Genomic DNA, 13,661 nt, shown 5'->3' with positions numbered 1-13,661 from the left:
ATAACGCACTGGATGATACCAGCCTTGGGGCTAGTTGCGCATTGCGTTTGACTGAACCAGAGGGTGCAACCCCTGAGGAAATAACGATGGATCGAATCTACGCCTGGGACGTAAAACGCGAACAGGTGGTATATCGCATTCCCGGTCAAACGCTCGAGGATGGCAGCCACGACAGTGACTTGCACCCTGTATGGCTACCCGCCGATGCTTGCGAGCTACCGGAAGGCGTCAGTATCGAAGAGCTACGCAAGGTGGAAAGTTAGGCGCCTGAAGCGTCTGGCCAGATCAGGCGCCTTGTTGTGACTAGTGCTTTTCATACTCGGCGTTGAGTTGTTGAACAACCTCATCGGCTTCAGGTTTGGTCGCCACGCGCTGGCGCACTAACGGGCCATCGCGCTCATTTTCTTCTCTTTCATCCACTATCCACCATTGAGGCTGGGCGTCTATGGAGGCGTCTTCTTTCACTACGCGGTATACCGTAAACATCGACATTGGCTCTTTCTCCTTCGATTCAGGGCGCTGAATTAAAGCATTTCATCCAGCCATTCGATAAAGGTCGACCAGGAACGTTCGTCGGCGCGCTGATCGTAGCGTTCGCTGTCGAACACGCTGAAAGCGTGTGGTGCACCGGAATAGATCCCGATCTCATAGATGACATCGGCCTGCTCAAGGGCTTTTGCCAGGTTTGCCACATCGTCAAGGCTGACCGACTCATCGGCACCGCCGTGTGCTATATAGATTGGGGGCGTATCGCTTGAGTAGGATTGCCCTTCAGGTGTCTCCAGGCCGCCGTGAAAGCTGGTATAGGCGACTATGTCATCGGCTTCGTTGGCCCGGGCCATTTCCAGGGCCACGGCACCACCAAAGCAGTAACCCATGATGACGGTATTCGAGGCTGCACCCTGTTCACGGGCCTGCATCAATCCGGCGAGCGTAAGCTCACGCATGCGCTCGCGGTCATTATAGAGCGCGTTGGTGGCTGCCTGCTTGTCTTCCGTGCTTTGGGGGCGATGACCTTCGCCGAAAAGATCGACGGCAAAGGCGTCGTACCCTTGTTCAGCGAGCATGTCGGCGCGCTTGCGCTCGTAATCGTCAACGCCATCCCAGTCATGGACGATCAAGACGCTACCTCGGGAATCACCCTGAGCTTCGACAAAGTACCCTTCAAAACGCTCACCGTTGACGTCGTAGACGATATCCTCGCCACTTTTTTCATAGCCCAGCGCCTGGGTACTCAGCATCAAGGCGCCTGTCAGAACGCTCAGGCTGAAAAGAGACGAAGCCCGTGCGCCACGCCGAGGAATGGCGAACGGGAAATTAGATCGGGGAGCAGGGAATTTGAAGCGCATTTATCGTTCCAAATGGAGTATGAAGGGTTAAGCATAGACAATTCCCGTTGAATCAGCGTCCAATATAAGGCTATTTTTAGAGTTCAAGGGCTTGCGTCTGGAACTACGTGACGGCATGCTTGTCCGTTGTTAGTACGACCACTAGGGAGCTTAAAACCATGGCGTTCAACGATTCGCACACCGTAAGACCGCATAACGATCAGGCGGTCAGCAGCGCAAGAGCCAACAAGGTATTGCGTAATACCTACGCCTTGCTGGCCATGACCCTGCTGTTCTCAGCCGTTACCGCTGGCGCCTCAGTCGCGCTGGGTGTGCAGCAGCTCAACATTCTGGTTTTCTTCGTCGGCGCATACGGGCTGATGTTTCTGGTTCACAAGACTGCCAACTCCGCGGCGGGGCTGTTGGCCACGTTTGCATTCACCGGTTTCATGGGGTTTACCCTGGGGCCGATCATCTCTGCCTATCTGACGCTGCCTAACGGTGGTGCGCTGATCATGAACGCGCTGGCGATGACAGGGCTGACGTTCATCGGTCTGTCGGCTGTAGCGCTGATGACCAAAAAGGATTTCAGCTTTTTGGGCAACTTCCTGATGGCGGGTGCGATCGTATTGATACTGGCCATGGTGGCCGGTCTGATCTTCAACATTCCGGCGCTTTCCCTGATGGTCTCCGCTGGTTTCGTACTGTTCGCCTCTGCCGCGATCCTGTATCAGACCAGTGAAATCGTGCATCGTGCGGGTGAAACCAACTACATTCTGGCGACGGTGACGCTCTACGTCTCCATCTACAATCTGTTCGTCAGCCTTCTGTCTATTCTGGGTATCATGAGCAACGACTGATTCAGCGTTCTCCAGCTATCCAAACAGACCCTACTTCGGTAGGGTCTGTTTTTTTATAAGCTATACGAGAGTGCGCAATGAAGTACGGGTTACTGGTCATGGGCGCCCCCTATACAAGCCCAGCACCTCATTCAGCTCTGCGCTTTGCCCAATCGGTGATAGACAGCGGTCATACGTTGGCGGGCGTATTCTTCTATCAGGAGGGCGTACACAATGCCTCGACACTGATGAGCCCACCTCAGGACGAGCTCAATCTGAGAGAAGCCTGGGTGAAGCTTAACGAGCAACACGGTACAGCGCTTGAAGTGTGCGTGGCCGCTGCGCTGCGCCGGGGCGTGATGGATCAATCCGAAGCCAGGCGCCACGGTTTTGTCCATTACAATCTGCAAGCGCCTTTTGAACTTACGGGCCTTGGTCAGCTATTGGTATTACAACAGCGTTGTGACCGCTTTATAACGTTCGCCTGAGGGGGGTACGATGTCTGACGAACCAATGCGCTTGATTACACTAAGCCATGCGCCTTTTCAATCGAACCGCTTGAAAGAGGGGCTGGATGCCGCGTTGGTGGCAGCAGCGTTTGGGCAAGCAGTCAAGCTTCTGTTTCTAGGGCAGGGGGCGCTGGCGCTGATAAAAGATCAGGCAAGTGGCGCGCCGGGCCAGAAAGCCGTATTGCCCACCATTTCAATGCTCGAGATGTACGATATCGAAGAGTTGCTGGTGCCCAGAGAAAGCCTGAAAGCATGGGGCATTGAACCCGAACAGTTGATTGCGTCAGCCACTGTCATCACCCAAGAGACGCTAGGCGAGCTTTATCAGCGTTCAATCAATATTCTTCACTTCTAGCGCAGGAACCTGGCATGCTGCATATTCTCAACAAGGGGCCGGACAGCGTCTGCGCGGCGAACATGCTGCGCGTAGTCGACGAGCAAGATGAAGTCGTGCTTATCGAGCAGGGCGTTCAGGCAAGCCTTGTCCCTCAATGGCAAGGCTTCGAGCAGTGCCAGGGGCGCATTCATCTCTTGAGCGAAGACCTGGTATCGGCAGGACTGGTCTTGAACGCCCAGCGTCACGGGCTTTCAATCATCGAAATGGCCGGGTTCCTGGCGCTCACTGAACGTCATCCCCAAAGCGTGACCTGGTACTGATATGAAAGATCAAAATTTATACCGTTATCTTGATAGCCATAAAACAATCAAATTAGATCCGGAGGGATATCTAGTTGATCAGGACCAATGGGCAACGGGAGTGGCCGAGCTTCTTGCTGAAGACGAAGGGCTTTTAATGACTGATGCTCACTGGGAAATCATTCATGTCGTGCGCGATTTTTATGCGCGCTTTGAAATGGCTCCGGCCATGCGAGCGCTGGTGAAAGCGACCAGGCAGACGTTGGGGGAAGAGAAGGGCAGCTCGCTGTATCTGATGTCGCTTTTTCCGGAAAGCCCTGCCAGGCGGGTGGCTCGCCTGGCAGGGCTCCCCAAGCCCACGAACTGCCTGTAGGGGCCATGGCTCAGGCCAGATCACCTCGCGTACATACCGAAAGCACGATGGCATCTTCAGGACTTGTCGAGACAAGAGCGTGGCCCATGTCACTATCAAAGTAGATGCTGTCGCCTTCATTGAGAGCAAGCGGGGCGTAGAACTCGGTATAAAGCAGGATATCGCCTTCCAGTATCATCAAAAACTCTTCGCCATCATGGCGAACCCATTGATGATACTCCTCGAAACTGCGCGCCCGTACGATGGTCTTGAAGGGAATCATGCGTTTCTGGGCGAGCTGGTGACCCAGAAGCTCGTGCTCGTAGGTGGGAGTCGGATGTAACTGACCCTTGCCCTTGCGGGTAAGGTCGCGTCGTCCCATGGTGTACTGCTCGCGCTTAGGTGGGGTAAAGAGCTGGGGCAGATCGATATCGAGCCCGGAAATCAGTTTCTGCACGACGCTAAATGTCGGCGATACCTGATCGTTCTCTATCTTGGAAAGCGTGGAGCGGGCAAGGCCCGTACGTTGACTGACATCTTCAAGCGTCCACTGATTGGCCAGGCGAATCTGCTTGAGTCTCACGCCCAGGCGAAGCGGCTCTACGAAGGGTTTGCGCCCTGATGCGATACGAAGCGCAGCGTTCTCGTCATAGGTCGCCGTCATAGTGTCACTCGTGATACCCGGTTCATGCATTCAGGACGTCATGTTAACACAGCCCCTGGCGCGTTTTACTCGGAAGGTGCGTTCGGCACGTTTTCAAAAGGCTGGCCCAGCAGCGCCTTGATATGCGCCTCGCACCCGCTAGCAAGCGAGGTCGGGTTGTAGCCCCCTTCCAGCACGGATACCAGACGATTTTCGGCGTACAATGCCGCGATTTCCATGGCCAGATGAGTTACCCAGTAATAGTCTTCATCCTCGAGGCAGATCTCGCCCATGGGGTCGTCGCGGTGGGCATCGAAGCCTGTTGAAAGCAGGACTACATCGGGCTTGAAGGCATGCAGGGCGGGGAGCCAGGTGCGCTCGATCGCCTGTCGGAATGCCGCACTTTGAGTGCCGGCTTCAAGCGGGGTGTTGACCACATTGTGCCATTCGCTTCTCAGGTAGCGCCAAGGGTAGAAGGGATACTGAAAGCTTGTACAGATCAACACACTGGGATCGTTCTTGAAAATATCGATCGTGCCATTGCACTGATGCACGTCGAAATCGAGGATGGCGACGCGTCGCGCTCCGTGTCTGGCCTTGGCGTGGGCAGCACCCACTGCGACATTGTTGTAGAAACAAAATCCCATGGCTTCTGTCGCCTCGGCGTGGTGACCTGGGGGACGCACGGCGCAGAACACGTTATCAGCCTGTCGCTTGAAGACCTGATCCACCCCCTTGATGACCGCACCCGCCGCCACCCGCGCTGCCTTGAGCGTGTCCGGGTTCATCAGCGTGTCGCTATCGAGGGCGGTGATCCCCTCACTGGGCAGGCACTTCTCGAGCGCCTTCAGATGGCGCGCCGGATGCACTCGTTCAAGCGCTTGTGTCTCGGCTTCTCTGGCTTCGGCCTGCATGGTCTGCTGCAAAAGTCCGGTAAGCGCCAGGCGTGCGCGTATCGCTTCAAGGCGCGCGGGGCTTTCAGGATGCTCCGGTCCCATATGGTGCAAGATGCAGTCGGGGTGGGTAAGGTAGGCGGTGATCATGCAGGCGCTCCATTCAATATAAGGCTACCTTAATCGGCATCAGTGCTTGCGCGACAGTGGTCATAAGTCGTACACAGAGCTAGTCGGACACAGAGTTAGTCGGACACAAAGCATAAAGACTTCAGGGAGACGCGTTTGTGAGCACCCGATTTTTACACCACTTCTTTGAACCGCAAACGATTGCCGTGTTTGGCGCCTCTGAAAGACCCGAGTCCCTGGGCGGGCTGGTACTCAGCAATCTTCAAGAGGGGCAATTCAAAGGTAAGCTCTGGGCGGTGAATTTGAAAGGTTACCGGCAGGTTTTCGGCGTGCCGTGCTTTAGTAACGTGCAAAGCCTGCCCGGTCCTCCGGATCTGGCGGTGATCTGTTCGCCAGTGGAAGGCGCCCCACGGTTGATAGAGAAGCTGGGCGAGAAGGGTGTGAAAGCGGCGCTGGTGCTTTCCGGCGGCGCGTATCTGGATCGCGAACAGGGCAGCGCGGGGTCGATTCGTGAACAGATGCTTCACGCAGCCAGAGAGTCGGGCATTCGAGTACTGGGCCCTGAATGCATGGGATTGATCGTGCCGGGCAAAAAGCTCAATGCGTCCTATGCAAGCCAGCCGGTCAAGCCGGGCCGGGTGGCCTACCTTGGCCAGTCGGGTATGCTTGCCAATGCGATGATCGACTGGGCGGCGGGGCGCGATGTGGGGTTTTCTCACCTGATTACCGTGGGCGACAGCGTGGACGTGCTTCTGCCGGATTTGATCGACTACGTGAACCAGTTTTCGCCGGCCCAGGCCATTTTGCTTCACCTGGAACGGGTCAAGGATGCCCAGCACTTCATGACCTCGGTGCGCGACGCCTCGCGTAACCGGCTGGTGGTGGCGATCAAAAGCGGGCGCACGCCGGAATCGGACATTTCCGGTATGGCGCCCACGCCGGGTATTGCCAATCGCGATGTCGTCTTCGACGCTGCCTTCGCCCGGGCCGGTGTGGTCCGGGTAAACGACTCCGACGAGCTTTTCGATGCGCTCGAGACGCTTTCACGCATGCGCCCGCTGCGCGGCGACCGTCTGGCGGTCGTCTCCAACGGGCTGGGCCCGGCGATGCTCGCGATCGACAAGCTGGTAAGTGGTGGCGGCAAGCTTGCCGTGTTCAATGAGGCCACGCAGACCCAGCTTACCGAGCGCAAGGTGGATAGAAGCAAACCCGGCGAGAACCCGGTAGACCTGGGCGGCAACGCCACCCCAGCGCGCTTTGTCGAGGCGCTCGAGATCGTGACCGCCGACCCGGGGGTCGACGCGGTGCTGGTGGTGCACGCGCCGACGCGCCTGGCACCGTCGGTCGAAACAGCCCGCGCGCTGATCGATAACCGCAAGCGCTTTCGGCGCAACCTGTTGACCAGCTGGATGGGACTGAAAGAGGCCTTGAAAGCGCGCAGTGCGTGCAGCGCGGCGGGCATACCCACCTATATTTCGCCGGAAAAAGCCGTCAAGGCGTTCATGCATATGGTGGACTATCAGCGCGTGCAGGCACTTTTACACGAAATTCCGCCAAGTCTTACCTTCAGCACCAGTGCCGCTGACCGCGCCGAATGCCGCGAGCTGATCAAGCATGCCAAGGCTCAGGGTCGCCAGGCATTGACGCATTCGGAAACCGCAAAAGTGCTTGAGGCCTACGGCATTCCCACGGCGCAAAGCGTGTACTTGCACCACCCGGCTCAGGCCTACGACCATAATGGCCACTTTGAAGGCCCGAAGGCGCTCAAGGTGGTGCACGATGGCAACTGCCGGCCATATCGCTACCGACGCCATCCCCACAAGATTTCTGCCGGGCTTTTGCAGGACCTGGATACCCCGGCGCAGGTGGAAGAGGGCATGCAACGCCTGGGCGATAAAGTGCGGGAAAAGTTTCCCGAGTATGCCGTTCAGGAGTACTGTCTGCAGCCCATGCAGCGAGGCAAGCACTCCATGCAGATCTGTGCAGGCATCACCCGCGACCCGGTCTTCGGCCCGCTGATCGTCTTCGGTATCGGGGGGTACAAGGTGAACGTCCTTGCCGACCGCCAGGTGGCTCTACCGCCGCTGAACATGAGCCTGGCCGCGGACATGGTCGGGCGCACCCACGCCGCCTCACTCATACGCGAACATTCCGCCGAGGCCGAGCGGGATATTCAAAGACTTTGTCAGCTTCTGGTGAAACTTTCCCAGATGGCCTCGGATCTTGGCGAGCTGCGCGGGCTGGAACTCAACCCGCTGTTGTTGAACCGTGACGGCATGTTGGCAGTGGATTTCGCCATGGACCTGGGCTCACCCGCCCGCTTTGCGATCATGCCTTATCCGGAAGAGCTTCGTGAGTGGGTGACGCTCAAGAACGGTTGGCAGCTGGAGGTGCGCCCGATACGCGCCGAGGACGCGCCGCTGATAACCAGCTTTCATACCCGACTTTCCGAAGAAAGCATCCGGTTTCGCTATTTTCACAACAAGTCGAACCTGACCCAGCGAGATCTCTCGATACTCTCGCACATCAACTACGATCGCCAGATGGCATTTATCGCCGAACATCAGCACGATGACGGCAGCAAGGAGATGCTGGGTGTGGTGAGGGTCTACAACGACGCCGACAATATTCGCACCGAATTTTCCATCATCATTCGCGACGACCTGCAGGGGTTGGGTATCGGCCGGCTTCTGATGAACAAGATGATCAGTTACTGTCAGAGCATCGGCACCATCGAGATGATCGGCAAGATCATGATGGATAACCACCCCATGCGCGCGCTCATGAAGCGCTTGGGTTTCAAGAGCCGTTACAACATGGAAGAGCAGGTGATCGACGCGGTATTGCGGCTCAACGAGCCCGACAGCGAGTGGCAGCGCCACCGCCTGGAAAGCCTTCCGGACTGACTTTCGTCAAGATAGCCAGCCGGGCAGATGCCATCAGGGCAAACGGCGGCCGAAACGCTCAGGCCGCCAGACAGGTAATTCAAGGGGCGAGACGAAAGCGACTCCAGGTGTCTTCGTCGCGCCGCTCGAAGCGGATACGATCGTGCAGACGGCTGGGTTGGCCCTGCCAGAATTCGATCATCTCGGGCTTGATACGATAGCCCCCCCAATGGACGGGCCGGGGGATGGCCTGGCCGTCATAGGCATGCTCGAAGCGCACCTGACGCTCCTCGATCCAGTTGCGGTCGGGAATGACCACGCTTTGCGTCGCGATCCAGGCACCAAGCTGGCTTCCACGGGGGCGGCTGTGGAAGTAGGCGTCGGACTCCTCCGGGGCCACCTGCTCGACCGGGCCTTCGACACGCACCTGGCGGGAAAGACCTGGCCACCAGAACGTGGCGGCAGCAAAGGGTACGTTACTCAGCTCGCTGCCCTTGTGGCTATGGTAGTTGGTGTAGAACACCAGACCCTTTTCGTCAGTGCCCTTGAGCAACACGACGCGGGCGTGAGGGCGGCCTTGGCTGTCGACCGTGGCAAGCGTCATGGCGTTGCCGTCCTGGCCTTCACTTTCAAGCGCTGTATCGAGCCACTGAGTAAAGAGTTCAAAGGGGTTGTCCGGCATGCTGGCCTCTTCGAGATGGCCACCTTCATAGTCACGCCTGACATCGGCTATGTTACGGTTCATGTTTCCTGCTCCCTGGTATCAACTGCTGGGTATTAAGCGCTCGGTATCGACGGTTCAGTCTGAACCACTCACGATTCGCGGCGCTGCTGGCGGGTGCGAAACCTGGCGTAGCCCAGCGAGCCGACAAACAAGGCCAGTGACGCCGTGATCTCCAGTAATCCGCGTACTGCCTGCCCGGTGGCTACGGCGAACATGACGCCCTGAGCCACGTAAAGCAGGCTCACAAAGGCAAGCCAGGCATGCCCGCGAGGCCGCTTGCCGATAATCGAGGGTAAAAAGAGTATCAGCGGCAGGACAAACGCCAGTACCGGGCGCCAGTTGTACTCATCACCCTGAACCAGAAAGCCGCGAAACATGACCAGTGCCAGCAGCACCACAAAGCTGATCAGCACGAGCCTGCGCATCTTCTGCGTCAGGTCATCCAGGCCATGGCGGCTCTCGAGATCATTGAGCCACGTTTTCATGAGGTTTTCTCGTCACGCATCGCTTCAAGCGCCAGGGCAAGCCTGGCCAGGCGCTTGCCCTGAGCTACGCAGAGCGCGCGCTCGTACTCGTCTACTGGCCTGTCTGCCCGGGTACCCGCCACGTGACTTGCACCATATGGCGTGCCGCCGGCTTGCGTGCTGACCAGTTCGGTTTCGCTATAAGGAATGCCGGCATACACCATGCCATGATGTAAAAGCGGTACCAGCATGGTGAGCAAAGTGCTTTCCTGGCCGCCGTGCATGCTGGAGGACGAGGTAAAACAGGTGGCTGGCTTGTTGATCAGGGCGCCATTCATCCAGAGATTGCTGGTAGTATCCAGGAAGTACTTGAGTGGAGCGGCCATGTTGCCAAAGCGGGTAGGGCTGCCAAGCGCCAGGCCGCTGCAATGGCGAAGATCTTCAAGGTCGGCATAGACGGCCCCTTCTTCGGGCACTTCACTTTCGGTCGCCTCGCTGGTAAAGGAGACCGGTGCGACCGTGCGAAGCCGCGCCTTGACGCCGGCCACGCTTTCGATACCCGCCGCCAGCTGGCGTGCCATTTCACGCGTGGCGCCCGAGCGCGAGTAGTAAAGAACCAGAATGTACGGAGTTTCATTACTCATAACGTTTCCTTGAAAAGCAGAGTCTCGGCGGGAGTGTATAGAACATCGTTCGCGGCCGGCTGGCTATATCCTACCAGAGCCTTTCGGCGAGAAGCAGTAACTTGGCGCGGGCGTGCTTCGGGCAGACGACGGTACACCCAGGCGTGCTCGCCGCCTTCCAGAACGAGCTCCTCGCGGCGGTAGCGAACGCCCAGGCGCTCGTAGCGGTCAAGGCGGGCAAGCTCCGCCGGAGTGACGGTGAGCGCAAGGCCCGGTACTTCATCCTGGGGGCTTGGCGTGATATCCAGGCCTTCTCGGCTGAACCCCTCGAGGGTGGCGGGTTCAGGGGCACCGCCTGAGTACATGACGACCCAGCGCACCGGGGCGAATCGCAGCGTACCGTAGACAAATACCTGGTGACTTCGCTGCTCGATGGGGGCCAGATGTTCCGGGCGATCATAAAACCAGGGGCTTAACATGGTGAGCCAAAGCCACAAGGCCGTGCCCGCCAGTATCAAGAACAAGCCCCAGATTGTTCGTTTTACCCAAACCATGCTCTATCCTTCATGTGACATCCTTGTAGTGAAAACCGTGCTTGACGCCGGGTTCAGAGAAACCTTAAGCAAACAGCCCAGGTTTGCTAGGATAGTATTGCACCCTATCGGAGGAGCCCGCCATGAACCAGCCACTTCGTGATGATATGGATTTTCGCGCTTTTGTCGGTGATGTAAAACCTCTAGCGACGCGTAACCGGGCGGACGTAGGGGGCAGGCGTGCGCAGCCTACTCAGGCCCAGCTTGCCAGACGCGAACGCGCCCAGGAAGCCATAGAGGCTCGCAACTTTCTTTCCGATGATTTCGTTGATCTGCTCCCTCCCTTCGATCCGATGGAATACCGCCGCGAGGGTATTCAGCAAGGGGTAGTGGACAAGCTGCGCCACGGCGGTTACAGCGTTCAGGCCCAGCTGCATTTGCTGAGACGCCCGCTGAGCGAGTGTCGGCGCATGGTGTTTGCATTTATTCAGGAGGCTTACGCAAGTGACTTGCGCTCGGTGATGGTTGTTCACGGGCGGGGCCGCGAACTTGATAGCCCGGCCAACGTGTTACGCTCTTACCTCGCCAAATGGCTCAGCCAATTTGACGAAGTGCAGGCTTATGTCTCGGCCCAGCCATCAGAAGGGGGGTTGGGTGCCACCTGGGTCATGTTGCGCAAAAGCGAACGCGCCAAGGCCAATAATCGTGAGCGCCAGCAAAAAAGACGCGGCTAAGGACCGAGGCAGCGAATGATACATGCGAAAAAGGGCAGCCACCGGGCTGCCCTTTTCAATGCCACATCAAAGATTTCCCATCCAAAGCTCGGGCTGCGAAACCAGCCCCGGCTGAAGGCTAGGCGTTCGTGGTCAAACGGCGCTCAAAGAGGGCAAAGCGCTGCTGCACATCGCTTTGATAGCGTACGCTGAACGCACGGAGCGCGCGCAGGGCGGTCTCCGGGTCCTGATCCTCACGAAGGGCCATGGCACTGAAACCACAGCGCTCCATGTAGTTGAGCTGATCGATCAGCACGTCGCCCACCGCGCGAATTTCCCCCTCAAAACCGTAACGCTCGCGCAGAAGTCGCGCCAGGCTATAGCCCCGGCCATCGGTAAAGGCGGGAAAGTCGATCGCCACCGCCGCGCACTTTTTAAGCTCTTCAGCCAAGGCCGGGGTCAATTCGGTGTCGCTGCTCAAGAGCGGAGCAAGCTCGGCATCCTCAGAGGTTTCGCGCCAGAGTGCGAGTGGCACAAACGCGGGCAGCTGGTCGGGCAAAGCCTGGTCGTCGTAGGAGACGCACCAGGCGTTTTCTGCAGCCAGTTCGCCGTGAACGATCAGATGATCCGCGTGCACCAGCGCCGGCGCATCCTGGGCTTCGTTAGTGGGCATACACGCGCTCCTTGAAAGGTTTCAGACCGATACGACGATAGGTGTCCAGAAAGCGCTCGTCTTCGTGACGCTCGGCCACGTAGACTTCCAGTACTTTTTCCACCACGTTCGGCACGTCCTCGCGGAAAAACGATGGGCCGAGAATCTTGCCAAGCGAGGTGTCATCGGTGGCGTTGCCGCCAATGGAGATCTGGTAGTATTCTTCACCTTTCTTGTCGACACCCAGAATGCCGATATGGCCGACGTGGTGATGACCACAGGCGTTCATGCAGCCGGAAATGTTCAAATCCAGTGGCCCCAGGTCGTAGAGGAAGTCGAGATCCTCGAAGCGCTCCTGAAGCGCCTGAGCGATGGGAATGGAAACGGCATTGGCCAGGCTGCAGTAATCGCCGCCAGGGCAGCAAATAATATCGTTGAGCGTGCCCACGGTGGGGTTGGCCATGCCCAGCGCCTCGAGCTCTTCCCAAAGCGCTTGCATATCGTCCACCGGAACGTCCGAAAGCACCAGGTTCTGTTCGTGGGTGACACGCACTTCACCGAAGCCATAGCGGTCGGCGAGATCCGCCACCGCCTCCATCTGGTCTGCTGTTACGTCGCCCGGAGCATGCTCGCGGCGCTTGAGTGACAGCGTGACGGCCTTGTAACCGGTTACCTTGTGATCGGTCACGTTATTGGTCACAAAGCGGGCGAAGGCGCGGTTCTCTGCACGCAATGCTTCAAAGGCCTTGATCGCGCTTTCATCGACCGGACGGCGATCGGGTTCCGGGAAGTGACTCTTGGCCTCTTCTACTGCGTCCTGACCCAGGGTTTGCGGACCATCTTTCAGGTGCGCCCACTCTTCATCCACGCGACGACGGTACTCCTCGATGCCCAACGCCTTGACCAGAATCTTGATGCGCGCCTTGAACTTGTTGTCCCGGCGGCCGAACTGGTTGTACACCCGTACGCAGGCTTCCAGATAGGTCAAGAGGTGTTGCCAGGGCAGGTCCTCGCGCACGACTTCGGCGATCATCGGCGTACGGCCAAGGCCTCCGCCAGCGAGTACTTTCACACGCAGCTCGCCGGCGTCGTTGCGCCACAGGCGCAGGCCGATGTCGTGAACCTGAATGGCGGCGCGGTCATGGGCGGCGCCGCTGACGGCAATCTTGAACTTGCGCGGCAGATAGGCGAACTCCGGGTGCAAGGTCGACCACTGGCGAATCAGTTCGCACCAGGGGCGCGGATCTTCCACTTCGTCTCTGGCAATGCCCGCGAACTGGTCACTGGTAGTGTTGCGGATGCAGTTGCCGCTGGTCTGGATGGCATGCATCTGTACCTTGGCAAGCTCGGCCAGAATGTCCGGTACATCCTCAAGCGCCGGCCAGTTCAGCTGCAGGTTCTGACGCGTGGTGAAGTGGCCATAACCCCGATCGTAGCGCCGTGTGATCTCGGCGAGCGCGCGCAGCTGATTGCCAGCCAGCATGCCGTAGGGGATGGCGATGCGCAGCATCGGCGCGTGTCGTTGAATATACAAACCGTTTTGCAGCCGCAGGGGGCGAAACTCCTCTTCGCCCAGACGGCCGGCCTGGTAACGCTCCATTTGATCGCGAAACTGAGCGACCCGCTCGTCGACGAGCGTTTGATCGTGGATATCATAACGGTACATGTGCACGGTCCTGCATAGCGAAATGGTCACGTCGGGACGGACGGTAGATTGCCGTCACCTTAACGCAGATCG

At 58.2% G+C, this 13,661-nt stretch carries 18 protein-coding genes; 8 read left to right on the top strand and 10 right to left on the bottom strand.

The annotated features are described in order from the left end of the window. Window positions 1-86: 86 nt before the first annotated feature. Window positions 87-263 carry a hypothetical protein gene (locus tag ACWF8S_RS09345; protein WP_447553054.1) on the top strand — a complete coding sequence of 59 codons (177 nt, stop codon included), beginning with the start codon at window positions 87-89 and terminating at the stop codon, window positions 261-263. Window positions 264-303: 40 nt separating this feature from the next. Here the strand turns inward: ACWF8S_RS09345 and ACWF8S_RS09340 are convergent, their stop codons facing one another. Next, window positions 304-492 (bottom strand): hypothetical protein, encoded by a 189-nt coding sequence (locus tag ACWF8S_RS09340; RefSeq protein WP_447553053.1) that lies wholly within the window; start codon window positions 490-492, stop codon window positions 304-306. 32 nt (window positions 493-524) lie between these two features. Beyond that, the gene (locus tag ACWF8S_RS09335) at window positions 525-1,241 is read right to left on the bottom strand and encodes a dienelactone hydrolase family protein (RefSeq protein WP_447553052.1); all 717 of its coding nucleotides are present in this window, start codon (window positions 1,239-1,241) and stop codon (window positions 525-527) included. 266 nt (window positions 1,242-1,507) lie between these two features. On the opposite strand from ACWF8S_RS09335, the gene ACWF8S_RS09330 reads away from it, so the two are divergent. The 5 genes from ACWF8S_RS09330 (at window position 1,508) to ACWF8S_RS09310 (ending at window position 3,685) form a co-directional block, all read left to right on the top strand. After that, window positions 1,508-2,188, top strand: coding sequence for a Bax inhibitor-1/YccA family protein (locus tag ACWF8S_RS09330; protein ID WP_447553051.1), 681 nt, complete (start codon window positions 1,508-1,510; stop codon window positions 2,186-2,188). A 77-nt stretch (window positions 2,189-2,265) separates the two neighbouring features. Further along, window positions 2,266-2,655, top strand: a complete 390-nt coding sequence (gene tusD, locus ACWF8S_RS09325; protein WP_447553050.1) for a sulfurtransferase complex subunit TusD — start codon at window positions 2,266-2,268, stop codon at window positions 2,653-2,655. Window positions 2,656-2,665: 10 nt separating this feature from the next. Beyond that, window positions 2,666-3,031, top strand: coding sequence for a DsrE family protein (locus tag ACWF8S_RS09320; RefSeq protein WP_447553049.1), 366 nt, complete (start codon window positions 2,666-2,668; stop codon window positions 3,029-3,031). Window positions 3,032-3,045: 14 nt separating this feature from the next. After that, a complete protein-coding gene (locus ACWF8S_RS09315) occupies window positions 3,046-3,333 on the top strand; it encodes a DsrH/TusB family sulfur relay protein (RefSeq protein ID WP_447553048.1) in 288 nt (95 codons plus the stop codon). A 1-nt stretch (window position 3,334) separates the two neighbouring features. After that, window positions 3,335-3,685, top strand: coding sequence for a TusE/DsrC/DsvC family sulfur relay protein (locus ACWF8S_RS09310; RefSeq protein WP_447553047.1), 351 nt, complete (start codon window positions 3,335-3,337; stop codon window positions 3,683-3,685). 10 nt (window positions 3,686-3,695) lie between these two features. On the opposite strand, the gene ACWF8S_RS09305 is transcribed toward ACWF8S_RS09310, so the two are convergent. Both ACWF8S_RS09305 and ACWF8S_RS09300 read right to left on the bottom strand, forming a co-directional pair. Continuing rightward, on the bottom strand, window positions 3,696-4,328 hold the full coding sequence (locus ACWF8S_RS09305; RefSeq protein WP_447553046.1) for a helix-turn-helix domain-containing protein: 633 nt from the start codon (window positions 4,326-4,328) through the stop codon (window positions 3,696-3,698). 65 nt (window positions 4,329-4,393) lie between these two features. After that, on the bottom strand, window positions 4,394-5,350 hold the full coding sequence (locus ACWF8S_RS09300; protein WP_447553045.1) for a histone deacetylase family protein: 957 nt from the start codon (window positions 5,348-5,350) through the stop codon (window positions 4,394-4,396). 137 nt (window positions 5,351-5,487) lie between these two features. On the opposite strand from ACWF8S_RS09300, the gene ACWF8S_RS09295 reads away from it, so the two are divergent. Next, window positions 5,488-8,235 (top strand): bifunctional acetate--CoA ligase family protein/GNAT family N-acetyltransferase, encoded by a 2,748-nt coding sequence (locus ACWF8S_RS09295; RefSeq protein ID WP_447553044.1) that lies wholly within the window; start codon window positions 5,488-5,490, stop codon window positions 8,233-8,235. Between the two features lie 79 nt (window positions 8,236-8,314). On the opposite strand, the gene pdxH is transcribed toward ACWF8S_RS09295, so the two are convergent. From pdxH to ACWF8S_RS09275, 4 genes are all read right to left on the bottom strand, one after another. Next, window positions 8,315-8,959: a pyridoxamine 5'-phosphate oxidase gene (gene pdxH / locus ACWF8S_RS09290; RefSeq protein ID WP_447553043.1), complete on the bottom strand. Its 645-nt coding sequence runs from the start codon at window positions 8,957-8,959 to the stop codon at window positions 8,315-8,317. A gap of 68 nt (window positions 8,960-9,027) precedes the next feature. After that, complete coding sequence (locus tag ACWF8S_RS09285) at window positions 9,028-9,423, bottom strand: DUF2069 domain-containing protein (RefSeq protein WP_447553042.1); 396 nt, start codon at window positions 9,421-9,423, stop codon at window positions 9,028-9,030. Further along, the gene (gene wrbA / locus ACWF8S_RS09280) at window positions 9,420-10,046 is read right to left on the bottom strand and encodes an NAD(P)H:quinone oxidoreductase (protein WP_447553041.1); all 627 of its coding nucleotides are present in this window, start codon (window positions 10,044-10,046) and stop codon (window positions 9,420-9,422) included. The genes ACWF8S_RS09285 and wrbA overlap by 4 nt, the downstream gene beginning before the upstream one ends. After that, on the bottom strand, window positions 10,043-10,579 hold the full coding sequence (locus tag ACWF8S_RS09275; RefSeq protein ID WP_447553040.1) for a gamma-glutamylcyclotransferase family protein: 537 nt from the start codon (window positions 10,577-10,579) through the stop codon (window positions 10,043-10,045). Before ACWF8S_RS09275 ends, wrbA begins: the two co-directional genes overlap by 4 nt. 122 nt (window positions 10,580-10,701) lie before the next feature. Between ACWF8S_RS09275 and smrA the strand changes: the two genes are divergently transcribed. Then, window positions 10,702-11,292, top strand: coding sequence for a DNA endonuclease SmrA (gene smrA, locus ACWF8S_RS09270; protein WP_447553039.1), 591 nt, complete (start codon window positions 10,702-10,704; stop codon window positions 11,290-11,292). A 118-nt stretch (window positions 11,293-11,410) separates the two neighbouring features. Here the strand turns inward: smrA and ACWF8S_RS09265 are convergent, their stop codons facing one another. Both ACWF8S_RS09265 and ACWF8S_RS09260 read right to left on the bottom strand, forming a co-directional pair. Continuing rightward, on the bottom strand, window positions 11,411-11,944 hold the full coding sequence (locus tag ACWF8S_RS09265) for a DUF934 domain-containing protein (protein WP_447553038.1): 534 nt from the start codon (window positions 11,942-11,944) through the stop codon (window positions 11,411-11,413). Continuing rightward, window positions 11,934-13,589 carry a nitrite/sulfite reductase gene (locus ACWF8S_RS09260; RefSeq protein ID WP_447553037.1) on the bottom strand — a complete coding sequence of 552 codons (1,656 nt, stop codon included), beginning with the start codon at window positions 13,587-13,589 and terminating at the stop codon, window positions 11,934-11,936. Before ACWF8S_RS09260 ends, ACWF8S_RS09265 begins: the two co-directional genes overlap by 11 nt. Window positions 13,590-13,661 lie beyond the last annotated feature (72 nt).

It is taken from the genome of Vreelandella xerophytica, from assembly GCF_968048975.1.
This window is presented reverse-complemented; position numbering and strand designations above follow the sequence as displayed.